At 67.1% G+C, this 23,936-nt stretch carries 23 protein-coding genes; 9 read left to right on the top strand and 14 right to left on the bottom strand.

All coding sequences use genetic code 11. The features are described 5' to 3' along the window. Positions 1–21: 21 nt before the first annotated feature. Positions 22–828, bottom strand: a complete 807-nt coding sequence (locus FRZ61_RS01855) for a sulfotransferase family 2 domain-containing protein (RefSeq protein WP_151114688.1) — start codon at positions 826–828, stop codon at positions 22–24. A gap of 447 nt (positions 829–1,275) precedes the next feature. On the opposite strand from FRZ61_RS01855, the gene FRZ61_RS01850 reads away from it, so the two are divergent. Continuing rightward, positions 1,276–2,226, top strand: a complete 951-nt coding sequence (locus FRZ61_RS01850; RefSeq protein ID WP_151114687.1) for an IS481 family transposase — start codon at positions 1,276–1,278, stop codon at positions 2,224–2,226. On the opposite strand, the gene FRZ61_RS01845 is transcribed toward FRZ61_RS01850, so the two are convergent. From FRZ61_RS01845 to FRZ61_RS01825, 5 genes are all read right to left on the bottom strand, one after another. Next, complete coding sequence (locus tag FRZ61_RS01845; RefSeq protein WP_191909252.1) at positions 2,223–2,693, bottom strand: NUDIX domain-containing protein; 471 nt, start codon at positions 2,691–2,693, stop codon at positions 2,223–2,225. The genes FRZ61_RS01850 and FRZ61_RS01845 overlap by 4 nt on opposite strands. After that, positions 2,690–3,688 (bottom strand): NAD-dependent epimerase/dehydratase family protein, encoded by a 999-nt coding sequence (locus tag FRZ61_RS01840; RefSeq protein ID WP_151114685.1) that lies wholly within the window; start codon positions 3,686–3,688, stop codon positions 2,690–2,692. The genes FRZ61_RS01845 and FRZ61_RS01840 overlap by 4 nt, the downstream gene beginning before the upstream one ends. A gap of 118 nt (positions 3,689–3,806) precedes the next feature. Next, a complete protein-coding gene (locus FRZ61_RS01835; protein ID WP_191909251.1) occupies positions 3,807–4,694 on the bottom strand; it encodes an NAD-dependent epimerase/dehydratase family protein in 888 nt (295 codons plus the stop codon). 19 nt (positions 4,695–4,713) lie between these two features. After that, entirely contained in the window at positions 4,714–5,961 is a 1,248-nt protein-coding gene (locus FRZ61_RS01830) for a UDP binding domain-containing protein (RefSeq protein WP_151114683.1), read from the bottom strand. Beyond that, a complete protein-coding gene (locus FRZ61_RS01825) occupies positions 5,958–6,881 on the bottom strand; it encodes a Gfo/Idh/MocA family protein (protein WP_151114682.1) in 924 nt (307 codons plus the stop codon). Before FRZ61_RS01825 ends, FRZ61_RS01830 begins: the two co-directional genes overlap by 4 nt. 257 nt (positions 6,882–7,138) lie before the next feature. Between FRZ61_RS01825 and FRZ61_RS01820 the strand changes: the two genes are divergently transcribed. Genes FRZ61_RS01820 through FRZ61_RS01795 form a run of 6 tightly spaced genes read left to right on the top strand, consistent with a single transcriptional unit; the run spans position 7,139 to position 12,647 of the window. Continuing rightward, positions 7,139–7,756: an SIS domain-containing protein gene (locus tag FRZ61_RS01820; protein WP_151114681.1), complete on the top strand. Its 618-nt coding sequence runs from the start codon at positions 7,139–7,141 to the stop codon at positions 7,754–7,756. Further along, positions 7,753–8,292, top strand: coding sequence for a D-glycero-alpha-D-manno-heptose-1,7-bisphosphate 7-phosphatase (locus FRZ61_RS01815; protein ID WP_225309061.1), 540 nt, complete (start codon positions 7,753–7,755; stop codon positions 8,290–8,292). Before FRZ61_RS01820 ends, FRZ61_RS01815 begins: the two co-directional genes overlap by 4 nt. A 16-nt stretch (positions 8,293–8,308) precedes the next feature. Further along, positions 8,309–9,082: a transaldolase gene (locus FRZ61_RS01810; protein ID WP_151114679.1), complete on the top strand. Its 774-nt coding sequence runs from the start codon at positions 8,309–8,311 to the stop codon at positions 9,080–9,082. Then, on the top strand, positions 9,079–10,086 hold the full coding sequence (locus FRZ61_RS01805; RefSeq protein ID WP_151114678.1) for an NAD-dependent epimerase/dehydratase family protein: 1,008 nt from the start codon (positions 9,079–9,081) through the stop codon (positions 10,084–10,086). The genes FRZ61_RS01810 and FRZ61_RS01805 overlap by 4 nt, the downstream gene beginning before the upstream one ends. Then, positions 10,083–11,096 (top strand): NAD-dependent epimerase/dehydratase family protein, encoded by a 1,014-nt coding sequence (locus tag FRZ61_RS01800; protein WP_151114677.1) that lies wholly within the window; start codon positions 10,083–10,085, stop codon positions 11,094–11,096. The genes FRZ61_RS01805 and FRZ61_RS01800 overlap by 4 nt, the downstream gene beginning before the upstream one ends. 3 nt (positions 11,097–11,099) lie before the next feature. Further along, the gene (locus FRZ61_RS01795; RefSeq protein WP_151114676.1) at positions 11,100–12,647 is read left to right on the top strand and encodes a PfkB family carbohydrate kinase; all 1,548 of its coding nucleotides are present in this window, start codon (positions 11,100–11,102) and stop codon (positions 12,645–12,647) included. Positions 12,648–12,674: 27 nt separating this feature from the next. Here the strand turns inward: FRZ61_RS01795 and FRZ61_RS01790 are convergent, their stop codons facing one another. From FRZ61_RS01790 to FRZ61_RS01780, 3 genes are read right to left on the bottom strand one after another with little or no spacing between them, the layout of a single operon-like run. After that, complete coding sequence (locus FRZ61_RS01790) at positions 12,675–13,853, bottom strand: mitochondrial fission ELM1 family protein (RefSeq protein ID WP_151114675.1); 1,179 nt, start codon at positions 13,851–13,853, stop codon at positions 12,675–12,677. A gap of 5 nt (positions 13,854–13,858) precedes the next feature. Next, on the bottom strand, positions 13,859–15,115 hold the full coding sequence (locus tag FRZ61_RS01785; protein ID WP_151114674.1) for a mitochondrial fission ELM1 family protein: 1,257 nt from the start codon (positions 15,113–15,115) through the stop codon (positions 13,859–13,861). Beyond that, positions 15,108–16,187, bottom strand: coding sequence for a phosphatase PAP2 family protein (locus FRZ61_RS01780; protein WP_151114673.1), 1,080 nt, complete (start codon positions 16,185–16,187; stop codon positions 15,108–15,110). Before FRZ61_RS01780 ends, FRZ61_RS01785 begins: the two co-directional genes overlap by 8 nt. A gap of 449 nt (positions 16,188–16,636) precedes the next feature. Between FRZ61_RS01780 and FRZ61_RS01775 the strand changes: the two genes are divergently transcribed. Beyond that, the gene (locus tag FRZ61_RS01775) at positions 16,637–18,409 is read left to right on the top strand and encodes an ABC transporter ATP-binding protein (protein ID WP_225309060.1); all 1,773 of its coding nucleotides are present in this window, start codon (positions 16,637–16,639) and stop codon (positions 18,407–18,409) included. Positions 18,410–18,453: 44 nt separating this feature from the next. Here the strand turns inward: FRZ61_RS01775 and FRZ61_RS01770 are convergent, their stop codons facing one another. After that, a complete protein-coding gene (locus FRZ61_RS01770; RefSeq protein ID WP_151114672.1) occupies positions 18,454–19,203 on the bottom strand; it encodes a hypothetical protein in 750 nt (249 codons plus the stop codon). Positions 19,204–19,526: 323 nt separating this feature from the next. Between FRZ61_RS01770 and FRZ61_RS01765 the strand changes: the two genes are divergently transcribed. After that, complete coding sequence (locus tag FRZ61_RS01765) at positions 19,527–20,378, top strand: FkbM family methyltransferase (protein WP_191909249.1); 852 nt, start codon at positions 19,527–19,529, stop codon at positions 20,376–20,378. A gap of 39 nt (positions 20,379–20,417) precedes the next feature. On the opposite strand, the gene FRZ61_RS01760 is transcribed toward FRZ61_RS01765, so the two are convergent. The 4 genes from FRZ61_RS01760 to FRZ61_RS01745 form a co-directional block, all read right to left on the bottom strand. Further along, positions 20,418–21,209: an anti-sigma factor family protein gene (locus tag FRZ61_RS01760; protein ID WP_151114670.1), complete on the bottom strand. Its 792-nt coding sequence runs from the start codon at positions 21,207–21,209 to the stop codon at positions 20,418–20,420. A 7-nt stretch (positions 21,210–21,216) separates the two neighbouring features. Beyond that, on the bottom strand, positions 21,217–21,783 hold the full coding sequence (locus tag FRZ61_RS01755; protein ID WP_151114669.1) for a sigma-70 family RNA polymerase sigma factor: 567 nt from the start codon (positions 21,781–21,783) through the stop codon (positions 21,217–21,219). Positions 21,784–21,882: 99 nt separating this feature from the next. After that, complete coding sequence (locus tag FRZ61_RS01750; protein WP_151114668.1) at positions 21,883–22,242, bottom strand: cupredoxin domain-containing protein; 360 nt, start codon at positions 22,240–22,242, stop codon at positions 21,883–21,885. A gap of 39 nt (positions 22,243–22,281) precedes the next feature. Continuing rightward, the gene (locus FRZ61_RS01745) at positions 22,282–23,280 is read right to left on the bottom strand and encodes a metallophosphoesterase family protein (protein ID WP_225309059.1); all 999 of its coding nucleotides are present in this window, start codon (positions 23,278–23,280) and stop codon (positions 22,282–22,284) included. Positions 23,281–23,936: the final 656 nt, after the last annotated feature.

The raw sequence follows: 23,936 nt of genomic DNA, 5'->3' as shown, positions 1-23,936 counted from the left end.
CGGATCGGCTCCGGAAACCTGCTAAGGCTCGTCTGAGCGCAGCTGCCGGGCGTACTGGTAGAGCTCTTCGTCCCAGCGGACCAGCGGCGCCATCGCCGCCGCGACCTCGGCAGGATCCTCTTGGTAGGTTCTGCTCTTCGCCCAGGCGCGCTTGACGACATCCTCGGTCGCGTTGTCCCTCGGAATCTGCGTCAACCGCGGCAGATGCAGGTCGTTCAGGATATAGCCGAAATCGGCATCGTAGGTTTCCTGGAAACCGATGCGATTGAGGCGCTGCAGGTTCCGCTTGGCCGTCTCCAGCAGCTCCGGCCATTCGGATTCGGGGATGGGATAATCCGTCAACCGGCCCGCCAGCTGCCGCACCATGTAGTTGTCGATCATGTTGCGGATATCGGGATCGATGGTGGTGAACATGCCGACCTGGGACATGTCGCGGCAGCGTTCGACACGGCCCATCACGGCTTCGGTGATGTGGTCCGTCGGATAGTTCGTCATGACGCGATAGAAGGATTTCAGCCGGCTTCGCGGTTCCCGCAGGAAGGTGAAGATATAGTCGTCCTCGCGGATGCCGATGCGCTCGATGCTGGCCCAGGAGAAATGGCCGCAGACGAAGTGCGAATGGCGCGCCCGATCGATCTTGTGATCGCTCGGCGGCTGGTTGAGATAAATCTCGCCAAGCTTGCAGCGCCGCCCGCCCCGTTTTCCCCCGAAGCACGCCGTCAGATATTGCTGGACGGTCATGCCGCCGGTTTTCGGGACATGGAGAAAGAAGACCCGGCCCGGCTCGGGCGAGGGAGCGCGCAGGGCGGCGCCGACGCGTGTCAGCAAGGTCCGGGCTCGAAGGCTGATCGCCGTCGACGGAGAGATCACCGAGAGCTGTCGCGATCTCCAGAAAATCGTGCTGTGCCCCACTTATGCCCCTGAAAGTTGAGGCAATTATTATGGATCAACTTTAACGCCCGGCTATCGGTGGTGCAATGACTCAGACCTTTTTGCCACAAAGCTGCCACGGGGCCGTGCCGCCGCTGGTCAATTAATTAATGCAAGCGGGGGTTGAAACCAATCACATTTCGGTCTCAAGCCCTCTCGGCGGAGCCATCCTGATTCGGGCGAGCGGACACCGGTTCAAGGCGGAAGAGTGCGAGGCGATAGAAGCGTCGGAGCGGCACTCTTGAATCGCTCTAGATGTGAGCTTTCAACAGGTTGTCCATCCGGCCCCTGCCGGGAGAAGCTGACGGTTGTCGAAGCCTCAGTTTTTCCAAGGAGAGGGACCGGATGAACGTCCATAAGAATGCCCGTCTGACGGCGCGCGGTCGAGAGTGGATGGTTGGCCTGGTTGCGAGCGGGCAGACGCCGAAGGCCGTGAGCGAAGCCGTAGGCGTCTGCCCGCGCACGGTGCGCAAGTGGGTGAAGCGCTTTCGGACGGAAGGAGTTGCGGGTTTGCAGGATCGCAGCTCACGTCCTCACCGGCTCTACCGGCCTACGCCGCAGGCGATCGTTGAGCGTATCGCGGCGCTGCGGCGGGACCGGCTGACGGGCAAAGCGATCGCCGCCGAGCTTGGGGTCTCACCGGCCACGGTGAGCCGTGTTCTGAAGCGGCTCGGGTTGAACAAATTCCGTGCCCTTGAGCCGGTCGAGGTCCGCCGCTACGAGCGCGACAACCCCGGCGAACTGATCCACATCGACATCAAGAAGCTGGGCAAGTTCAATCGCGTAGGTCATCGCATCACAGGCGACCGCCGAGGCCAGAGCAACGCCCGCGGCATCGGCTGGGAGTTCGTCCATGTCGCCATCGACGACGCCTCGCGCATCGCCTTCTCCAAGGTGATGAAGAACGAGCGCCAAGGCTGTGCGATCGCCTTCCTCAAAGCCGCTGTCGCCTACTACGCAAGCCTCGGCGTCAAGGTCGAGCGCGTCATGACCGACAACGGCTCCTGCTACAAAGCCTTCGCCTTCCGCAGAACCTGCAAACGGCTAGGTCTCAAGCACATCCGCACCAAGCCCTATACACCCAAGACCAACGGAAAGGCCGAGCGCTTCATCCAGACCGCCTTGCGCGAATGGGCCTACGCCCGCGCCTACAACACCTCACGCCAGCGCGCCGCCGAACTGCCCAACTGGATACACCGCTACAATTGGCATCGACCTCATGGCAGTATCGGTTCAAAGTCGCCCATCAGCAGACTCCCCTTGGCCCGGAACAACCTGTTGAGGCTCCACATCTAGATAATGCGTTCGCGGTTCATATGCAGCCACAGGCCGAAAGCGTCATAGGGCGTGACCCGTAAGGCCGCGATCCGCTCCGGCGGAAATACCTCCAGATCGGATCCTTCGCGCAGAACGAGAGACTGCACGCGCTCCGCCGGCACGGTGACCTCGAAAAACGCGCGCGTGGTGCGGCCGCAGCCCGGCCGGTTCCAGTCGAAGTCGATCCGCGTCACGTAGCGGGCGACGCCGGGCGGCAGCTCGATGCCGATCTCCTCGGCAAGCTCGCGCTGCAGCGCCTGCTCCTCGCTCTCCCCGGGCTCGATCGCGCCGCCGAAGAGACCCCAATGGGCGGGGAAGAAGATGTCGGGACGGTCGTCGCGAAGCTGCAGCAGATAGCCTTGCCCGGGCACCACGATGATCGCCGCGACCGCATCGGAGGGATGCAGCCGCGGGCCGGGCACCGATGGCGCCTTGTCGCCGGTCACGCCCGCAGACGGAAATCTTTGGGCAGGCGCGCCAGCTCGTCGCGATATTTGCGGCCCCAGGCGACCATCTCGGCCAGCCCTTCCTGCCAGCCGATCTGCGGCTCCCAGCCGGCGTCGCGCTTGATGGCGCTGCTGTCGAGCCAGTAGCGCGAATCCTGCCCCAGGCGATCCCCGGTCACCTCGCAGAGCTGCTCGAAGGGGATGCCCAGCGCCTCGGCGCAAAGCTCGACGACGCGGCGGATCGAGGTCGGCTCCTTGGGGCCGGCATTGTAGATCGTGCCGATCGGCGCCTTCTCCGATACCAGATAGATGGCGCGGCCGAGATCGCGATTGTGGATATAGGACTTCTCCGCGCGGCCGCCGCCCTGGAGCGGCAGCTTCTCGCCGGTGAGGCCGCAAACGATGGCCTTGGGCACGACCCGATGGAGCTGCTGGCCCGGTCCGTAGGCGTTCGACGGACGGATGATGTTCATCGGGAATTTGAGGAACCGATTCATCGAGATCAGATAGAAGTCGAACCCGACCTTCGAGGCCGCATAGGGGCTCGAGGGCTTGATCGGCGTGTCTTCGGTCGCGGGATGGTCGACCGAGCCATAGAGTTCCGAGGTGCCGATATGGATGAAGCGCTCGAGCCAGTCGCGCGCCATGAGCTCCTCGCTGAGCTTGGCGAGCGCCACGCAATTGGTCTCGAAGAAGCGCCATGACTTCTTCCAGGAGGCAGCCCCTTCGCCCTGCGCCGTGAAGTTGATGATCACCTGCGGGCGCTCGCGATCGAGCAGCTCCATCAGCAGGTCGAGCTCGTAGTTCACGTGATAGGCGTGATAGCTGTAGCGCGGATCGCCGTCGCCGATCCCGAGCGTGAAGCAGTCCTGCTTCGGCAGGTTGCGGCCGACCGCGATGACTTTCTTCGGATCGGCATGATCCAGGAGATATTTCGAGGTGTGCAGGCCGAAGGATCCGCCGCCGCCCAGAACCGCATATGTCTTTCCGGCCATTGATGCTTCCTTTCGTCTTCCGTCCCGCCGGGGGTCGGGGTCGATGATGGTCCGATGGCTCGAGGGCGCCGATATAGCCGGCCTTCGCGCAAATGTCGCGCCAGAATCGAGCCGCCGGTCAGGTGCCACCGATGGCCTCGCGATGGACCTTCCGCAGGCCATCCGCCAGCGGCGTGAACCGGAATTCGGGAAAGGCCCGCCGGCGCGCCGCCGAATCGAAATGCCGGTGGGTGACCGGCGACTGGCGCGGGGTATGGACCACCTCCGCCGCGGGGCTGAACAGCCCCGCCACCAGCCGCGCCAGCTCGTCGAACGTCACCGACTGACCGGTGACGAGATTGAGCGTGCCGTGGCTGCGATGGCGCAGCACCTCGCGGATCATGGCGACGAGGTCGTCGATCAGGACATGATCGCGCGTCTCCTCGCCCTTGCCGCCCAGCACAATCTTTCCGTCCTTCTGGGCCATCCGCCGGAAGCGGTTGGCACCGTAGGAGTTGTGCGTGTCGGCGGCACCATAGACGAGCGTAGGCCGCAGGACCGCCAGCGGCCCCTTGAAGGCCTGCTGCATCATGAGCTCGCGGGTGCGATGCATGGCGCCGTAGAGATCGATGGGGGCGGCCGGCGTCGCCTCCGAGACCAGGCCGCTCTCGAACGGATAGACCGCGTCCGAGCTGATATAGACGAGATGGGCCACGGGCTGCGCCTGGAGCGCCGCCGCGACCGCCTCGCCCATCCGCAGGTTGCGCATGGAGGTCGCGATGTCGCGTCCCTTGTCGGGCGTGAGGGCCGAGAGGAAGACCACCGTATCCTCGGGCCGCAGCAGTGCCGTCAGCGCCGCCGCCGCGTCGGGCGCCGACAGGTCGAGATCGGCCGAAGCCACCGCCAGGGTCGGGATGCCGGCAGCCTGCAGATCGCGCACCAAGGCGGCGCCGATGAAACCGCGCGAGCCCAGCACCACGACACGGGCGGGTTCGGCGGGCGGATTTTGTCGATGTTCCAGGGTCACGATGTCTATGGCGCTCCGTCTATGGCGCTCCCAGTACGGCTTGCTGGAGGCCCGCCGCGCGGCAGGCTTCGGGATCGAGAAGGCGATAGGGATCGAGCACGACACGTCCCTTCATGGCCGCCGCGACATCGCGCGGCGCGACGCGTCGGAACTCGGGCCAGGGGGTCAGGATCGCCAGCGCATCCGCATCGCGGCAGGCATCGAGCGGATCCTTCGCCTGCAGGATCCCGGGATGATAGCGCGCGTCGGCCGCGACCAGCGGGTCGTAGGCCCGCACCACCGAGGGGCCCAGGCCGGCGAGGAAGGCCAGTGCCGGCGAGTTCTTGGTCGAGTGGGTGTTCTCCTTGTAGGCGAGCCCCCAGAGGGCGAGCCGCGCATGGGTGATGCGGTCGCCCACCAGCTCGCCATAGCGGCGCAGCGGCCAATCCTTGCGATAACGGCTGTTGCTCAGCATCGCGCGGATGGAAGCGGCGTCCGCGCCGGTCGCGTCGGCCATCCGCGTCACGGTCGCGAGATCGCGCTCGATATTGCCGCCCGAGAGACCCAGGCCCGGCGTCAGATAGGCATGCGGCCCGATGCGGCGGTCGAGCCGCAAGGTGGGGACGATCTCCGACCAGTCGGCGCCGACATTCTCGGCCAGGCCGGCCAGCGTGTTGGCGACCGTGACGCTGGCGGCCAGACAGCAATTGATCGCGATCTTGGCCAGTTCCGCGCTCTCATAGCGCATCGGCAGGATCGGGCAGCCGAACCGCTCGAGGAAGCCTCGACAGGCAGGCGGCAGGGGCTGCGCCGGATCGGCACATCCCAGAATGAAGCGCTCGGGCTCCAGCGCGCGCTCGAAGGCGCGACCGAACACCAGGGTCTCGACCTGGTAGTAGATCGACGGATCGCCCAGCGCGCGGGTGAAGCCCGGCGGCACCTGGCTCAACAGCACCCGCGTCCTCCCGGCAGCGGCCTTGCCGACGATGCCGAGGAGGCGCTCCACAGGTGCGAGATCGCTCACGCCGCTGTCGTTGGTGGGGACGTCCGGCGCCACATAGATCAGGCCGCAAGCGGCAAGGTCGGATGCCTGGCTGGTGAAGCGGACCCGGTCGCGATGAGCGGCCCAGATCTCCGCCAATTGCGGCTCGTCGATCGGAAACCGGCCCTGGGCCAGCCGAGCGACCAGATCGGAATCCGGATCGAAGGCGGTCACGGCCTCGCCCTTGGCTGCAGCCGCCAGGCCCGATACGAGGCCCAGATGGGTCATGCCCGCGAAGCCGATCATGATGCGAGCGCCTGCTCCGCGAGCTGTCTCAGCGTCCGGTTGATCCAGAGATCGTTATCGAGGTTCCCCGGCCCGCCGCGCTCGCACAGCGCCTTGAAGTGATCGTACTCCGCCACCCAGGTCGGATCGGGCTGGACCAGCATCTCGGTCTGCTCGTCCGGGCGGCCGCTCGGCAGCTTGCGATCGCGCGTGGTGAAGCTGGTCGGGCCCCATTTGCACAGCGATTCGATATGGGCGCTGCCGTTCTCGGCCAACAGGTCGCATTTGAAGTCGTTGCGCCAGGAGCAGAGGGTCATCTCCAGCTCGATCGAGGGCGGGCCTGCGGACGCCAGCACGACGTGATCGAAGGCGCGATTCTCGAAGCGGCTCGCCGAGACCACGCGGAAGGGGCTCGCGGGCGCGGCCCCCAGCCAGAACAGGACCGTGTCGAGCAGATGCGAGCCCAGGTCGGGCAACACGCCCGCCCCCTCGTCGCGCCAAGCCGAGTTGCGGACGAGGCGCGCGGTGCCGTTGCCGTAGAACATCCGTAAGCGGTAGATCCGGCCGAGCCGGCCGCCCTGCAGGAGGTCGCGCATGCGCATGAAATGCGGCTCGAAACGGTGATTATAGGCCGTGTAGAACACCACGCCCGCGGCGCGGGCCCGGTCCCGAAGCCCGGCGAGCGCCTGGTCCTCGGCGGCGATCAGGGGCTTCTCGACCAGCGCATGTTTCCGATGGGTGGCGAGGTAATCGAGGATCGGCAGCTTCGCCTCGTCGGGCGTGCAGACCAGGGCGGCGTCATAGGATGCGACCGGCACCTCCTCGATTCGCCGATAGCCGGCTTCGGGATTGACGGGGTCGACCGTGGCCGCCAGCTCCGCGCCCGCGACGCTTCGCCGCTTATGGCCCTGCACTCCGAGTCCGACAACGGCGACACGCATTTTTGGCAGGATTTCCGCGGCTGTGAGCCGGCCCGGTCGTCTTGACAAGCCGGAATTGAAGGCGTTTATAGCCGATCACGCGCCCCACCCCAAAGCCCCGGAATGACGCGCTTCGGGGCCGATGGACCGCCACGGCGCCTCCCGGTCGCCGGCATGTCGACGAAGCCCCCACCAGAGAACTGGCCTCGGATGTCCGGCTCCGCCACGGGGCGCGGACAGCGCGCCGGCGCGCCACGCCGCAGGAAGGCAAGAGACGAATGAGCCACGCGAATCTGTTCTTCGACGAAGTCGCGCAGATCGCGCGCGAGATCGATCGCGGCGCGATCGACCGGCTGGCCACAGAGCTGGCCGCCCTGCGCGAACGGCGCGGACGCCTGTTCCTGCTCGGCGTCGGCGGCAGCGCCGGCAATTGCAGCCACGCGGTCAACGACTTCCGCAAGCTCTGCGGGATCGAGGCCTATACCCCCATCGACAACGTCTCGGAGCTGACGGCACGCACCAACGACGAGGGCTGGGACACGGTGTTCGAGGGCTGGCTCGAGGTCAGCAATCTGGCCGATAAGGACGCGATCCTGATCTTCTCGGTGGGCGGCGGCGACGCCGAGAAGAACGTCTCCCCCAACCTGGTCAAGGCGATCGACCTGGCCAAGAAGCGCGGCACCAAGGTCTTCGGGATCGTCGGGCGAGCCACCGGCTATACGGCCAAGCGCGGCGACGTGGTGGTGGTGATCCCGGCGCCCAATGCCGCCCATGTCACGCCGCAGAGCGAAGGCTTCCAGGCGGTGGTCTGGCACTGCCTCGTCTCCAATCCCGTTCTGCAGCGCCGGGCGACGAAATGGGAGAGCGTGACCGCCACGAGCGCCGCCCCGAGGTGAGCGCGTCGCCGCGCCGCGCGGTGTTCTTCGACCGCGACGGCACCCTCAACCGGGCCGTGATCCGGGAGGGCCGCCCCTACCCGCCGGCCCGACTCGAGGACATGGTTCTCATGCCGGGGGCGGTCGAGGCGCTGCGGCGGCTGAAGGCCGCAGGCCTGTTCCTGGCGGTGGCGACCAACCAGCCCGACGTGGCCAAAGGGCTGACCTCCCGGGCTGCGGTCGAGTCGATGAACGCCTGGCTGGCCGCCCGGCTCCCGATCGACCATGTCGAGGTCTGCTGGTGCCTTGAGGGGCCCGACTGCAAGTGCTATAAGCCGCTGCCCGGCATGCTTTTTGACGCTGCCGCGCGCCATAATATTCGTTTGGATCAAAGCTTTATGGTCGGGGATCGTTGGCGCGACATCGGTGCCGGGAAGGCCGCCGGTTGTTTCACGATCTGGCTGCGCAACGACTACGACACCCCGCGCGCTGAACCCGACCGGACCGTGAGCTCGCTTGCCGAAGCGGCCGACATCATCCTCCAACGCTGCAGCTAGATAGGTCTTGCGACCGATGCAAACCGTGCCCTCGATCTCCGATCTGCGGATCAAGATCTTCGCCGATGGCGCCGACCTGAACGGCATCCGCGAAATGTACGCCAAGCCCTTCATCAAGGGCTTCACCACCAACCCGACGCTGATGCGCAAGGCGGGCGTGAAGGATTATCGCGCCTTCGCGCGCGAGGCGATCGCGGCGGTGCCCGACCGGCCGATCTCCTTCGAGGTCTTCGCCGACGACCATGCGACGATGGAGGCCCAGGCGATGGAGATCGCCTCCTGGGGCCCCAACGTCAATGTGAAGATCCCGATCACCAACACCCAGCGCCAGTCCTCGGTGCCGCTGGTGGGCCGCCTGTCGAAGCGCGGCGTGGCGGTCAACGTCACCGCCATGTTCACGCTCGAGCAGGTGCGCGCCACGCTCGATGCGCTCGCGCCCGAGACGCCGGCGATCCTTTCCATCTTCGCCGGCCGCGTTGCCGACAGCGGCCGCGATCCGATGCCGATCATGGCCGAGGCCGTGCGCCTGGCGGCGGCGAGCCGGCCCAAGGCCGAGGTGCTGTGGGCGAGCCCGCGCGAGGTGCTGAACCTCTTCCATGCCGAGGCCTGCGGCTGCCAGATCATCACCGTGACGAACGACTTGCTGAACAAGCTGGGCTCGGTCGGCAAGGACCTCGACAAGTTCTCGCTCGAGACGGTGGAGATGTTCTGGCGCGACGCCGATGCCGCCGGCTACCACATCCCGACCAAGGAAGCCGCCCTCGCCCTGGCGAATGGAGCCCGCTCGTGAAGTTCAAGAACGTCCTGGTGACCGGCGGTGCCGGCTATGTCGGCTCGCTGCTCGTGCCGCAGCTGCTGGATCTCGGCTACAACGTCACCGTCTACGACATCATGTATTTCGGCGACGCGTTCCTGCCGAAGCAGAATCCGGCCCTCAAGGTGATCGAGGGCGACATCCGCGACACCGCGAAGCTGGCCAAGGTCTTTCAGGGCCAGGACGCCGTGATCTCGCTCGCCTGCATCTCGAACGATGCCAGCTTCGAGCTGGACGAGCGGCTCTCGACCTCGGTCAACATGGACGCCTTCGAGCCGATGGTGATCGCGGCCAAGAAGGCCGGCGTGAAGCGCTTCGTCTATGCGAGCTCGAGCTCGGTCTATGGCGTCTCCGACAAGCCGGACGTGACCGAGGATCATCCGTTGCTGCCGCTCACGCTCTACAACAAATACAAGGGCCTCTGCGAGCCGCTGCTGTTCAAGCACCAGTCGCCGGATTTCGTCTGCGTCACGATCCGCCCGGCCACCGTCTGCGGCTATGCCCCGCGCCAGCGCCTCGATCTCAGCGTCAACATCCTGACCAATCACGCCGTCAATAACGGCAAGATCACGGTGTTCGGCGGCAGCCAGCTCCGGCCCAACCTGCATGTCCAGGACATGTGCGATCTCTACAAGCTGCTGCTGGAGTTGCCCGACGAGAAGATCGCCGGCGAGACCTTCAATGCCGGCTACCAGAACATGAGCATCATGGACATCGCCCGCACGGTGCGCGACGTGGTGCAGCAGGAGTTCTCGGGCCGCGGCAATATCGAGATCGTCACCACGCCGACCGACGATATCCGCAGCTACCACATCAACTCGGACAAGATCCGGCGCAAGCTGGGCTTCGTGCCGAGCCACACCATCGAGGACGCGGTCCGCGATCTCTGCAAGGCGTTCAAGGCCGGCAAGCTGCCCAACAGCATGACCGACGACCTCTACTTCAACGTCCGCCGCCTCAAGGCACTGCGCGCCGCATGACCGGCAAGCCTCTGGCCGTCGTCACCGGCGGAGCGGGCTTCATCGGCAGCCATATGGTGGATCTGCTGGTCGAGCGCGGATTCCGCGTCCATGCGATCGACAATATGGTGGGCGGCCGCGCGGCGAACCTGGCGCAGCATGCCGCCGGCGGCGACGTCCGGCTCGAGGTCCGGGATATCCGCGACATCCAGCCCGAGGACGCCGCCTTCGCGGGTGCCCGCTACGTCTTCCATTTCGCCGGCATCGGCGACATCGTGCCCTCGATCGAGCGGCCGGCGGAGTACATGTCCGCGAACGTGCAGGGCACGGTCGCCGTGCTCGAGGCGGCGCGGCGCGCGGGCGTCGCCAAGTTGGTCTATGCGGCCTCCTCCTCCTGCTACGGCATCGCCCAGACGCCGACGCGCGAGGACCATCCGATCAACCCGCTCTACCCCTACGCGCTCTCCAAGTATCAGGGCGAGCAGGCGGCCTTCCATTGGCACAAGGTCTACGGCCTGCCGGTCAACTCGGTGCGCATCTTCAACGCCTACGGCACGCGCTCGCGCACCTCGGGTGCCTATGGCGCCGTGTTCGGCGTGTTCCTGCGCCAAAAACTCGCCGGCAAGCCCTTCACCGTCGTCGGCGACGGGACGCAGCGGCGCGATTTCCTCTATGTGACCGATGTCGCCCGCGCCTTCATGGCGGCGGCCGAGACCGACAAGGCCGGCGATTTCTGGAACCTGGGCGGCGGCAGCCCGCAATCGGTCAACCGGCTGATCGAGCTCCTGGGCGGCGAGAAGATCTTCATCCCGAAGCGGCCGGGCGAGCCCGACGTGACCTGGGCCGACATCGCGAAGATCCAGCGCGAGCTCGGCTGGAAGCCCCTGGTGAGCTTCGAGGAAGGCGTCGCGAAGATTCTCGCCACCATCGATTACTGGCGCGAGGCGCCGCTCTGGGATCCGCAGTCGATCGCCACCGCCACCGAAACCTGGTTCAAGTTCATGCAGCAGGCCGGCCGGGAGAACGCGTAAGCCATGGATGCACAAAGCCGCAAGCTGGTCAGCCACAAGATCAAGACCGCCCAGGAGATCGCGGCCCTGATCGGCCCCCGGCCGCGCAAGAAGCGCGTGATCATGTGCCATGGCACCTTCGACGTGGTGCATCCGGGCCATGTCCGCCACCTGCTCTACGCCAAGAGCAAGGCCGACATCCTGGTCGCGAGCTTGACGGCGGACGCCCATATCCTCAAGGCGGCGCACCGGCCCTTCGTGCCGCAGGATCTGCGCGCCATCAACCTGGCGGCGCTGGAAGCCGTCGACTACGTCGTCATCGACCCCAACCCGACGCCGGTCGAGAATCTGAAGCTGATCCAGCCAGACTACTACGCCAAGGGCTACGAATATGCCGGCGGCCACAACCCGAAGACCCAGGAGGAGATCAGCACGCTGGAGAGCTTCGGCGGCGAGGTCCTCTTCACGCCGGGCGACATCGTCTATTCCTCCTCGCGGCTGATCGAATCCGGCCCGCCCGACATCGGCATCGAGAAGCTCATGATGTTGATGGAGGGTGAAGGATTCGGCTTCGCCGAGCTCTATCGCACCCTGGACAAGCTCAAGGGAATCCGCGTCCATGTGGTGGGCGACACGATCGTCGACAGCCTGACCCATTGCAGCATGATCGGCGGCATGACCAAGACGCCGACCATGAGCGTGCTCTACGAGAACAAGGTGGATTATGTCGGCGGCGCCGGCATCGTCGCCAAGCATCTGCGCGCCGCCGGCGCCGACGTGACCTTCTCGACCGTGCTCGGCAACGATCCGCTCAAGGACTTCGTCCTGCAGGATCTCGAGAAGGCCGGCGTCAAGATGCGCGCAATCATCGATCCCACGCGCCCGACCACCAACAAGAACGCGATCGTCGCCCACGACTACCGGCTGCTGAAGATCGACACGGTCGACAACCGCTCGATCTCCGACAAGGTGCTGAACGAGTTCCGCCACGACATCGCCGAGACGCAGGCCGACATCACCTGCTTCAGCGATTTCCGCCACGGCATCTTCAACCGCATGACCGTGCCGCGGCTCACCGAGGCGATTCCCCCAGGCCGCATGCGCGTCGCCGACAGCCAGGTCGCCAGCCGCTGGGGCAACATCCTCGAGTTCAAGGGTTTCGATCTGATCACACCCAACGAGCGCGAGGCGCGCTTCGCGTTGGGCGACCAGGATTCGGCCATCCGTCCGCTGGCGACCGCCCTCTTCGAGCAGGCCCACTGCAAGACGCTGATCCTCAAGCTCGGCGACCGCGGCGTTCTCACCTACCGCACCCGGCCGCCCGACGATCTGGCGCCGGTGGCGGCGCTGGACAGCTTCGCCAACAAGATCGTCGATCCCGTCGGCGCCGGCGATGCGCTCCTCGCCTACGCGACCCTCGCCCTGTTCGCGACCGGGGTCGATGTGCTCGCGGCCATCCTCGGCAACATCGCCGCGGGCGTCGAGTGCGGGCGCGAAGGCAACGAGCCGGTCACGCCCGACAGCGTGCATCAGCGCATCCAGGAACTCGAGCGGGTCGCCAATCTCGCCTGAAGAGGCCGGACGGCGGGCCGAAAGGCGCTAGCCCTTCTTCATCAGCTCCCGGATTCGCGCCGCCACCGGCGCCAACTCGTCCGGCAGCGGCCGGTTCTGGCGCGGGAAGGGATCGCCGAACCAGACCGCATGGCCTTCCTTGATCATGAGCCGATGGATCGCGGTCAGATCGCGGTCATGCCCGACGGCACCGGCGCGCGCGCCGATCTCGGCGATGAGCCGGCGCAGCTTGCGGGCCAGGCGCAAGGGCAGAATCTTCTGCAGGCCGACCGCGAGGAACCCGCCGCCCAGCCATGAGGATAGCGGCAGGGGGTAGATCGCGAGCGGTTTGCCGAGGCGCCCGATCTCCATCAGCATGGAAACGCTATCGCTGGTGACGACGAACCGATCCGCCAGGCCCAGCAGCGCGCGATAGGGATTGCGACCGCCGCCGGGGGTCCAGCGATGCAGGATGGAGCCGGGCGGCAGCATCGTCTCCAGCACGGCGATGACCGCGTCGGGCGTCCGCCGGCTGGTGGTGACGATCAAAGTTCCGTTCTCACGGGCCGCCATCTCGGCGATGCCGGTCGCCAGCTGGCGGGCCACCTCCGCATCGAAGCGCACCGCCTTGGTGCGGCCGCCGACCATGACCGCGATCAGGGGGCGGGGCAGGGGCGCGAGCTCCTGGCGCCACGCCTCCGCCTCGGCGGCGATGGCCGCCTTGTCGATGCGCTGCAGCGGGAAATTGATCCGCAGCAGGTTGGGACGCGGCGCCAGCCGATACTGCACCGACGCGACCGCCAGATCGAACCGGTCGAGCATCCGCTTGGGCGGGCCGATGAGCGCGATCCTGGTGCGGCCCTGCGACTGCTCCTTGATCCAGAGCGCCACCATCGACATGCGCCGGCCGATGGTGATGACGAGATCCGGCCAGGGCGCCTCGAGCGGATCGGAGCGGGCCGGATCGATATGGTGGACCGAAGCCGCCACCCGCGGCTTGGCGTCGGCATATTCCGGCCGGACCTGGACCCGCTTGGCGAGGCTCGGCCAGGGCAGCGCGTCGGCCACGACCTGGAGCTGGGCGTTGTCGCCCGTCTTGTCCGACAGGAGCAGCCAGACGACGGGCGTCTGCGACAGCTCCGCCGGGGTCGAAGCGCGGCTCTCGAAATCCTGCGGCGGCATGGTGGCGTTGGGAGCGGGCAAGGGAGCGGTCGGCGAACGGGACATGGAGATTAAGGCGCGCGGCGCAATATCGGTGCCGCCGCCGGATCGGTCGCATCATGCGGGCCCGGTTCCGCCTTGTGAACCGATTCCGCGCCGGATGGCTTGAGGCCCAGCAGCGCCTGCACCCGCGCCACCGCGCGATCCAGATCCTGGAGCGGGGCGGGGTGCCAGGGCCGCGGATCGTTATCGCCCAGCCAGCGGGCCCGGTCGAGCGCGACGAAGCGGTCCTGCGCCAGCCGGATATCCCGGCTGCGGTTGAGCCGCCAGGGCGGCAGGCCGATCGCGAAAGCATAGTGCAGGCCCCAGAGCCCCTGGTCCTTGAGCTGGGACCAGCGCCACCATTGGCGGATGCGGGGATCGCGCGCGCGCGGGCCCCGCATGGCCGCCGGCCCGCCGCCGAACTCGAACATGAAGACGGGCCGGCCCGTCTCGCAGGCCTCGGCCAGCATCGACAGGCTGTCGGCGGTCACGATGAAGCGGTCGGCCAGCGCCAGATAGCCCAGATAGGGATTGTCCGGATCGGATGGACGCCAGCGGTAGAACTTATGCGGCGCCTCGATCGCGCGGTCGAGCGCCTCCATGGCGCCGCGGCCCGTGCGCGGACTGGTGGTCACCAGGAGCGAGCCGCCATGGGCGCGCGCGAAGTCGCTGGCCTCGCGGCCGAGCCGGCGCGCGGTCTCGCGGCTGAACTCGTAGGGGCCGCTGGAACCGCCGACGACGAGGGCGATCCAGGGATGGGGCAGGTCCGCCAGGCGCGGCTTCCAGAGGCGCGCGGCCGCATCGAGCTTCTCGCGGGTGACCTGGTGCAACGGAAAGTCATTGACCAGCACGTGGGGATGCGGGCGCAAGCGGAACTGCGGCGGCGTCACCACCAGGTCGAGCTCGTCCGCCGGCGTCCAGTAGCGCCCGATCACCACGATGCGGGTGCGTCCGCTCGACTGGTCGCGCACCCATTTGGCCGGGGTCTCGTTCTGGCGGCCGGCCATGATGATGAGATCGGGCCAGGGCGGCTCGAGCGGGCTCGAACGGCGGCGGTCGATGCCGGCCAGCGTTCCCTTGCCCTTGAGCGCATAGAAGAGCTCGTGCGGGAGGAACTTCATCTCCTTCACCACGAACGGCCAGCCCAGCGCGTGGGCGAGCGCCAAGCTCTGCGCGTGGTCGCCGGCACGGTGGCATTTGAAGACCCAGACCTTGGGAGGAAGGTCCGGGGGCGGACGATCGGGGCCGGCCGGCGTCCGCTCCATGGGGCCCTGCCCTTCAGCCATGTCGGCCTGCGAGCGCAAGGCCGCCGGCGCGGTCGATCTCGGCCTGGCGGGTGCGGCAAAGGCGGTTGGTGACCAAGATCACGATCACCGCGAGCAGCAGCCCGACCGGGAGGTCGACCAGATAGTGCCAGCGCGCCACGACCGATTCGATCACGATCCAGATGAAGGCAAGCACCGCCAGCGGCGAGACCCATTGCCGGGCCACGACCGAGTAATAGACGATGACGAAGGTGGCGCCGACATGGAGCGAAGGCATCGCGGCCAGGGGCTGCGCGAAATAGTGCCCGCCATTTTCCGAGACCCAGGCGCCGCCGCCCGCCAGCACCTGCTTGTAGACCTCGTACATGGTCAGCTCGGCGGTGGTCGCCATCCTGTTCGGGCCCTGCTCGAAGATGAAGGGACCCACGGCGGGGGCGAAGAGATAGCTCAGGGGACCCACCATCTCGATCAGCAGCAGGCCGATCATGTTGTGATAGTGCCAGCGCCGGTTGCCGATCGAATGGGTCAGGAAGGAGAGCACGAAGACGGCGAAGAAGGCCGCCTGGTACCAGATGTCGACGGCAGGGATGATGCGGGCACCCCAGGCGCGGATCCAGGCGAAGAGATCGATCAGCGGCCGCAGCGCCTGGTCGACCGCGAAATACTGCGCGTCATAGAGGGCCGGATTGACGACCGGGATCCACATCTTGATGTTGAAGTGGACATAGATGACGAAGATGAAGAGCGCCAGCAGGTAGTAGTCGTCGAAGAGGCGCCGGCCGAAAGCGGCCCAGGAGGGCCGGTTCCTGCGGATGAGCTGCCGGCCCGCGAGCTGGATGACCAGGTAGGCGATCGCGGCGATGCCGGGCGGCGCCCAGTAGTTCGCGTCGAGACCGGGAATCTTGCCGGGCCGGGGAAACGTAAAGTCGATGCCCCAGATGCGGGCGATCACGAGCGCGATGGCGAAGAAGCCGATCACGGTCAGCGTGACCGCCAGCATGTCGGGCGGCGGCAGCCGCCGCGAGAAGGCCTTGTCCAGCTCGACGGATGCGGCCAGGGAGCGGCCGCCTTCGGCCTTCTGCCAATCCACCACGAACGCCCTTTCCTGCGATGCTCCCCTCGCGCGCCGATCGGCCGGTCCCAACCCTGGGGTCAAGCCCCGGCAAGGACGAGTCCCGGTCGCAGGAGGTCAAATCGGGCGCCAGACTTACTCGGCCCGCCCCCCGGCGGCAAGCCCACCGCCTGACGCAGCGGGAAGCGGCCCGAAACCCTGCGGCCAGCGGCCGCAGGGCCCTGAAATCCCTGGGTTTAACGGCCGCCTTGGGGATATTGCGGCCAGACCCGATTGTTGAAGCCGAGGGGGCCAATCGGGTAACACTAGCGCCCAGATTCCGGCCGCGACTCCGGGGGTGCCGCTCAGGCCCCTGCCCGCCCCCGGACCTACAGCGCCTCGGGCGCCCATGACGCCGCCTCCGCCAGGGAGCGGCGTTCCCGGCCCGAGAGGGGACCTCCCCCGGCCAGCGCCTCCACGCACAGGACGAGATGCCCAAGAAACGCCCCCATCCCCATAAGCGCAAGAAATCGCGGGTGCCGCAGATTCTGCGGATCGCCGCGGCGGCCCCGCCGCTCAGCAACTTCGTGGTCCTGCTCTGCCTGCTGGCCAGCGGCGTGTTCGAGGGCATCGGCATTGCCAGCCTCATCCCGCTGCTGGCCGCGGCCGGCGATCCGACCGGCGCCAACCAGGGCGTTTTCGGCAAATATGTCTCGGACGCCCTCGACTATCTCGGCCTTCCGCACGACCTCCTGATCCTGCTCGCCATCCTGGTCGCGGCCATGATCGGGAAGGCGGCCCTGCATCTCCTGGCCATGCGTCAGGTCGGCCATGCCGTGGCGCGGGTCGGCACCAAGATGCGGATGCAGTTGGTGACGTCGCTGCTCGAGGCCCGCTGGAGCTTCTTCGTGCGCGAGCCGGTGGGACGGTTCGCCAACGCCATCGGTTTCGACGCGATGCGCGCGAGCGAGGCCTACAGCGCGGTCGCCAACTTCATGGCCCACATCATCCAGGCGCTGATCTATCTGGGGATCGCCGCAGCCTTCTCCTGGAAGCTGGCGGCATTCGCCTTCGCGATCGGCGTGATCATGATGCTCTCGCTGAGCCGCTTCATCGTCACCGCGCGCCGCAACGCGCGCAAGCAGACCAAGCGCACCACGACCATGATCGGACGGCTGGCCGATGTCCTGGTCGGGCTGAAGCCGATGAAGGCGATGGGCCGCCAGGCCCAGTTCGCCGCCTTGTTCGCGAAGGATATCGGCGCGATCGACAAGGCCATGCGCCGTCAGCTTTCCGCGCGCCATGCCAGCCGCGTGCTGCAGGAGCCGATCATCCTGATCTGCATCGGGTTCGGCACCTATGTCGCGGCGACCTTCGCCAGCATCCCGCTGGCCGAGCTCCTGGTGATGGCGCTCCTGCTGGTGCGCACGGTCATGGTGATCGGTCGGGTCCAGGAGGACCTGCAGGCTGTCAGTATTTCCGAAAGCGGCTACTGGTCGATCTATCACGCGATCGAGGATGCCGCCGGCGCCAAGGAGGCGACCGCGATCGGCCGCGTGCCGACCTTGAATCGCGGCGTCGAGCTGCGCGATGTCTCGATGGCCTTCGGCAGCAAGCGGGTGGTCGATCACGCTTCCTTCACCGTGACCGCGGGCGAGGTGACCGCGGTCATCGGCGCATCCGGCGCCGGCAAGACGACGCTGGTCGATCTCATCCTCGGCCTGCACCAGCCGACCGGCGGCGAGATCCTGATCGACGGCGAGCCGCTGCCTTCGATCGACGTGATGAAGTGGCGCATGATGGTGGGCTATGTGCCGCAGGAGCTCCTGCTCTATCACGACACGATCATGGCGAACGTGACCCTGGGCGAGCCCAGCTTCACGCGCGAGGATGTCGAACGGGCGCTGAAGCAGGCCGGGGCCTGGGGCTTCGTCTCGGCCTTGAGCGACGGCATCGACCATGTCGTCGGCGAGCGCGGCGGATTGCTCTCCGGCGGCCAGCGGCAGCGCATCGCCATGGCCCGCGCGCTGATCCACAAGCCTCAGCTGCTGATCCTCGACGAGGCCACCAGCGCCCTCGATCCGGTGACCGAGGCGGAGATCGTCCGCAATGTGCGCGAGCTCTCGAACGACAGCGGCATCACGGTGCTCTCGATCTCGCACCAGCCGGCCTGGATGACGGTCGCCGACAAGGTGATCCGGGTCCAGGACGGCATCGTGAGCGAGGCGACGCCCGCCTCGCTGACCAAGCTCGCGGCGCGCTGATCGGCGCGTTCCCGGGGGAAACGGGGCCGAGGCGGCTCAGCGCCTCACGAGGCCCATTTCGGCTTCTCGATATTGATCGTCAGGGTCCGGCGCAGGATGTTCGGGTCGTTGCCGGTGATCGGGCTGACCGAGTGCCAGGAATTGTAGGTCTTGACGAACAGCACCGCCTGGTTCGGACGGAAGGCGTAGCTGTCCAGGACCTCGAAATCGGCGAACTGCGCCTGCTCGTTGAGATGATTGAAGGCGTGGCGGACATCCTTCGGGCGCAGCACGTCGGTGCCGCCGCCGATCGCCTCGTTCCATTCGCCGGGCCGCGCCATCGAGATCACGAGCGTGATGATCTTGTTGGCGTTGTCTGTGTGCGGCAGCAGATAGCCGCCGGCCGCCGACAGCATCGAGAACTCGAAGCGGGCGTTCAGGCGGATGTCCTTGCGGTTGCCGGGGAAGAGCCGGCGCAGGCGACGCAGGCCCCGCAGCGGCTTTCCGTCGAGGCCGAGATCGATATAGCGGTCCTTGAGCGTGTCGAGGATGAAGGGGGTGAACGCGTCGCCCTTGATCCAGTCGTGGAACTCCCGCCAGATCGGCCGCGACCGGATATAGTCGTGGTAGTTCTTCGGATTGAACTTTTCCGACAGCACGTATTTGTCGCCGAACTTGGGCATATGCAGGAACAGCTCCTTGGCGGGGAAGCTGTCCAGGAACTGATTGTAGGTGTCCGGTTCCATGAGCGGCTGGGCGAGCCCGATCGGAAAGGGCTCGTAGCGCATCTTCAGGCTGTCGAGATTGAAGAACATGCGGTCTGGCGCCGGCTTCGGATGCAATGAGGAACGGAGATCGGGCGGGCCCGAGATTATCGCACCAAACCGACCGGTTCCACAGCGATTGCCCCCGGCGCCGGGCCGCGAAAGAGCGCCAAACACCGGGCGGTTGGCCGCCAACCCGGACTGAAATCCTGTCCGCCGCGGCGACCGGTCGCATGCCGCGTCCCGAGCCTCGCGTGGAGCCGCCCCGGCGGCGACGGCAATGCCGCCCGAACCGCCGCGAGCGCCCCTGGCGCCCCGGGAATCGACCGGCTAAGGTGCCGCCCGCCCGACTGCCGGGACAAGCGAGAGGCCGCGTGAAAATCGTAACCGACGGGCGCCGCTGGCCGCCCAGCCCATGGCGAAAGATACAGATCGGCTTCGCGCGTTGGGCGCGCGACGCGCTGCGCCCCGATGTCGAGATCCAGGCCGAGGGCAAGACCTATCGCTTCCAGTGCGAGGGCAAGCGCGACCTGCGCCGCTGCATGAGCGCGCTCGTCAAGGAAGCCGGCACCTGCGCCTGGATCGTCTCCGAGGTGCGCCCGGGCGAGGTGTTCTACGATATCGGCGCGAATATCGGCCTTTACACCGTCATGGCCGCGCAGCAGGTCGGCGCCGAGGGGCGCGTCTACGCCTTCGAGCCGCATGGCGCCAACTTCGCCCGGCTGGTGGACAATATCGCGGTCAACGATCTGGCCGGGATCGTCAGCCCCTGCAGCTTCGCGCTCAACGACCGCAGCGGCCTCATCCCCTTCAACTACATCTCGCTGATGACCGGCACCTCGAACAGCCAGCTCGGTTCGCTGCGGGACGGCGAGGAGCAGGAGTTCCGCCCTGCGCTCTCCGAGCCCAAGGCCGCGATGGCGGTCGACGATCTGATCGACGGCCAGGGCTTCCGCATGCCCCATCACGTCAAGCTGGACGTCGATGGCAACGAGCTCCTGATCCTGCGCGGCATGACCCGGACCCTGATGCGGGCCGACAAGCCGCGCTCGATCCAGATCGAGATGAATCTGCGCGGCAAGGCCGAGACCCTCGACTTCATGTCCCGGCACGGTTATCGCCTGGCGGATCGTCACTACACCCGCTCGGGGCTGAAGAAGATCGCCGTGGGCGGCGATCCGGAAGCCTACGCCTACAACGCGATCTTCCATCCGCAGTCGGCCTGAGCCCACCTTGCCGCGCGGCTCCCCGTCGCCCGGCGGCGCTCAGTGGGCGCCGGCCAGCGCGTCGCCGAAGGCGGCGAGCTCCTTGGAATCGAGATCCGAGACGGCCCAGGCCTGGACATCGCCAACGCGCCGATGGACCAGGCTCAAGCCCTGGCGCATCACCGCCCCGGCCGTCGCCTCGCCTCCCGTCATGCCCGGCGTGTCCTCCGGGAGGACGAAGAGATCGATCACATGCTGGCCGTGCTTGTAGACCAGCACCGCGACGCGGCGGGCGCCGACATAGTCGACGCGGCCGCCGACCAGCTCGAACCCCTGCGCCGAGAGATCGATCGCGGGCGGCGCCACCTCCACCTTGCCGGCGAACCAGGGCCGCACGGTGTGGCGATCGGAGGAGAGCACATCGACGCTGCTGCTGGCCGCGACCGCCCGCAGATGGCTCGAGACGAGATCGTGGAGCAGGAGCTCGCTCGCGGCGGGCGCGGGACCGGCAGGCCCCCAGCGCCATGCCAGGCCGGCACCCAGGCTCGCCGCCAGCAGCAGGGAAGCCGCGATCGCCAGCCAGGGCGGCGGGAAGCGGCGGGCCGGCCGTAGCGGCGCGGCGGCGGGCCCGGCCGAAGGGATGGGCTGCTTCAGGCGATCGCGCAGGCTCTGCGGGGCCGTGTAGCGCGGCACGGATCGCTTCATCGCGTCGCGCAGCGCCTGCAGCGCCGCCATCTCGCGGGCGCAGTCGGCGCAAGCGGCGATATGCGCCCTGACACTTGCCGCCGTTCCCTCGTCGAGCTCGCCGTCGAAACAGGGCTGCAGCAGCATGCTGGCGGTTCTACAATCCATGGTCGCCCTACCCCGCCCGTCTCTCGGCCCAGGCCCGTCTCAGCATCTCACGGGCCCGCGCCAGACGCGACATGACGGTGCCCACCGGCACCTGCAGCAGATCCGCGATCTCCCGATAGGAGAGCTCCTCCATCTCGCGCAGCAGGATGATCTCGCGGAAGCCGGTCGGCAAAGCCGCCAGCAGCTCGGCCAGCATGTCCGCGCATTGCGACCAGTGGGCGAGCTCCTCGGGGCTCCGGCCGGGATCGGCGGGCTGGTCCTCGTCGCCGGCTTTCGTCACCTCCTCCAGCGACAGGGGCGCGCGGCTCCCCGTCGCCTTGGAGACCCAGGTCAGGTAGGTGCTGCGCACGATGGCGAGCCACCAGGCGCGGGCATTGCCGCCCTGGAAGCTGTCGGCATAGCGCACCGCGCGCAGGAAGGCCTCATGGACGATGTCGGCCGCGTCCTGCTCGCTATGGGCCAGCCATCGTACCAGGTTGTAGGCGGCGTCGAGATGCGGCAGGACCAGCGCCTCGATGCGGCTGACCTTGTCGTCGGTTGCGTTCGGACCGTCGCTCCGGGATGACGGGATCATGGAGGGGGAATCTAGGCCACCCGCCGTGACGGAACCATGAGAGCGGGCCATGCTGGCGCCTTCACTCGCCTTACGGTTCCGTAATGTTGCCGGCACCGCTCAAGGTTTCCGCACCCTGATCATGCCCGTCATGTAGGGATGCAGGCTGCAGACATAACCGTAATCGCCCTCCGTCCCGAAGGTGAAGCTGTAGCGGTCGTCGGTGTCCATCGCCTTCGAGCCGAACAGGCGATCGGTCGAAACGATCGTGTGCGGGGATTCGTCGCGATTGATCCAGACGACCGTGGTGCCCGGCGCGATGGTCACGTCCATGGGCGCGAAGCTGTAATTGCTGATCTCGATCGTCACGCTGTCGGCCGCTTCCGCGGCACCGGGAGCGGCCGCGATCAGTCCCAGGATGAGGAGCCGCCATACCGCACGGATCCACGCGGCGATCGGCGCCGCCTTTGCAATCGACATTGAAGCACCCTTGCTGAAACAGGTCTTGTGCGCGGCGGCTCAGGCCGGCCGATCGAGCGGCGCGTCGACCAGGGCGAGCGCGCGGCTGCCGGGAACGACCTTGACGCTTCGCGTGCCCAGAAGCTTTCCTAGCTCGCCCGGCTCGACCTTCAACGGCCCCGGTGCCGCCGCCTCGCCCGGCTTCGGCTGCGGATAGGCCGTGGACATCGCGGTATGGAAGCTCACATCGCCTTCGACCTTCTGGATCACCTGGTGGATATGGCCGTTCAGCACGGTGACCGAGCCGAAGCGCTTGAGGTAGGACAGCGCCTGCGGCGCATCGGCCGTGCCCCAGCCCCAGGGCTCGTAGATGGTCCAGAGCGGGATATGGGCGAAAACCACGACGGGCGTGCTGGCCGACAGTCCCGCGAGGTCCTTCTCCAGCCATTCGAGCTGCGCGTCCCCCAGCCGGGTCAGGGATTTCGGCTGGAAGTCGGTCACGTTCACCAGCCCGACGAAATGGACGCCGCTCTGGTCGAAGCTGTACCAGCCGGGGTCGCCCGAGCCCTGGCCGAAGAGCTTGAGATAGCCGCCGATGCCGTCATCGAGCGCATCATGCTCGCCCGGCACGAAATGGATCCGATCGACCTTCATCTCCTGCAACAGCTCCCGCGCCTGCCCGAACTCCTCGGGCTTCGAGAGATGCGAGACGTCGCCGGTATGGAGCGCGAAGGCGGGGCGGGATTCGAGCGCGTTCACCGCTCCGATCGCGCGCCGCAGCGTGCCCACCACGTCGGGATTGGCTTCCTTGTTGAAGCCGATATGGCTGTCGGAGATCTGCACGAAGCTGAAGCCGCCCGCCGGCACCTCGTCGGCACGCGCCTCGCCGATCAGGCCGAGGCTGCAAGGCACCCCGCCGGCCAGCGTCCAGAGCAGCCCCGTGCCGGCCCAGGCCATGCAACCGAGGGCGGCGCGGCGGGACCGCGGGCTTGATGTGACGGTGCCGTGACCTGCGGCGGCCGTCATCGGCGAAGCAGGCACGGCGATATCGCGATCCATGGGACCAGCTCTCCTCGTTCCGGGTGGGTCGACCCCAAGGAGACCGTCCGCCGCCGCGCTCTATTCCCGCGCCACCGGCATCGTCACGAAAAGGTGAAGCTTTGCCGGCCGTCGCACGGAAGACCGATGTGAAATTCGCCGCCGCCTCGCCGGCGCGCGACGACAAGTTTGCCACAGGCGATGCCTCTCCGTGGGGCACTTGTCGATTGTCCAATCAGCTTTGATTTCGACGGTCTTAACCATCTCTTTCAGCGCTGCAGGAGCCACAACTTTGCCTCTCGCTGCGGCGCACCAACGGCCCCTACGATGCGACGCTATCCTACTGGCACAACAGGAATTTCTTCGCTGCCCCCAGCGTTTGCAGAGAGCGGAACAAGGGGGCTCTGCCAACGCATCGGCGCAAGCGGCGGCCGGACGTGGCTTCGACGGTCGAACGACCGGATGTCATCGTCGCGAACCGGCCTCGATGCGCCACCAAAAAAGGGGACGCTTTGGATCGCAACCTGGCCTTGGCGATAGCGGTGTTCATCGGCGTCGGCGCCTCGTTGGCCGAAGAGCCATCGCGAGCAGCCGACGATCTGCTCTTGAACTTCCCGGCCCCGCATAAGGACGCCGGGCGTGAAGCCGGGACGAGCTCGGCGACGGACGGATCGAGC

The organism is Hypericibacter adhaerens (assembly GCF_008728835.1).
Lineage (GTDB): Bacteria > Pseudomonadota > Alphaproteobacteria > Dongiales > Dongiaceae > Hypericibacter > Hypericibacter adhaerens.
This window is presented reverse-complemented; position numbering and strand designations above follow the sequence as displayed.

What these genes read in the sequence shown, in the direction of transcription:
- FRZ61_RS01850 (WP_151114687.1), top strand. Translation starts at nt 1,276, where the DNA reads ATGAACGTCCATAAGAATGCCCGTCTGACGGCGCGCGGTCGAGAGTGG.
- FRZ61_RS01840 (WP_151114685.1), bottom strand. Translation starts at nt 3,688, where the DNA reads ATGGCCGGAAAGACATATGCGGTTCTGGGCGGCGGCGGATCCTTCGGC.
- FRZ61_RS01830 (WP_151114683.1), bottom strand. Translation starts at nt 5,961, where the DNA reads ATGATCGGCTTCGCGGGCATGACCCATCTGGGCCTCGTATCGGGCCTG.
- FRZ61_RS01825 (WP_151114682.1), bottom strand. Translation starts at nt 6,881, where the DNA reads ATGCGTGTCGCCGTTGTCGGACTCGGAGTGCAGGGCCATAAGCGGCGA.
- FRZ61_RS01820 (WP_151114681.1), top strand. Translation starts at nt 7,139, where the DNA reads ATGAGCCACGCGAATCTGTTCTTCGACGAAGTCGCGCAGATCGCGCGC.
- FRZ61_RS01810 (WP_151114679.1), top strand. Translation starts at nt 8,309, where the DNA reads ATGCAAACCGTGCCCTCGATCTCCGATCTGCGGATCAAGATCTTCGCC.
- FRZ61_RS01800 (WP_151114677.1), top strand. Translation starts at nt 10,083, where the DNA reads ATGACCGGCAAGCCTCTGGCCGTCGTCACCGGCGGAGCGGGCTTCATC.
- FRZ61_RS01795 (WP_151114676.1), top strand. Translation starts at nt 11,100, where the DNA reads ATGGATGCACAAAGCCGCAAGCTGGTCAGCCACAAGATCAAGACCGCC.
- FRZ61_RS01790 (WP_151114675.1), bottom strand. Translation starts at nt 13,853, where the DNA reads ATGTCCCGTTCGCCGACCGCTCCCTTGCCCGCTCCCAACGCCACCATG.
- FRZ61_RS01785 (WP_151114674.1), bottom strand. Translation starts at nt 15,115, where the DNA reads ATGGCTGAAGGGCAGGGCCCCATGGAGCGGACGCCGGCCGGCCCCGAT.
- FRZ61_RS01775 (WP_225309060.1), top strand. Translation starts at nt 16,637, where the DNA reads ATGCCCAAGAAACGCCCCCATCCCCATAAGCGCAAGAAATCGCGGGTG.
- FRZ61_RS01770 (WP_151114672.1), bottom strand. Translation starts at nt 19,203, where the DNA reads ATGTTCTTCAATCTCGACAGCCTGAAGATGCGCTACGAGCCCTTTCCG.
- FRZ61_RS01760 (WP_151114670.1), bottom strand. Translation starts at nt 21,209, where the DNA reads ATGGATTGTAGAACCGCCAGCATGCTGCTGCAGCCCTGTTTCGACGGC.
- FRZ61_RS01755 (WP_151114669.1), bottom strand. Translation starts at nt 21,783, where the DNA reads ATGATCCCGTCATCCCGGAGCGACGGTCCGAACGCAACCGACGACAAG.
- FRZ61_RS01750 (WP_151114668.1), bottom strand. Translation starts at nt 22,242, where the DNA reads ATGTCGATTGCAAAGGCGGCGCCGATCGCCGCGTGGATCCGTGCGGTA.
- FRZ61_RS01745 (WP_225309059.1), bottom strand. Translation starts at nt 23,280, where the DNA reads ATGGATCGCGATATCGCCGTGCCTGCTTCGCCGATGACGGCCGCCGCA.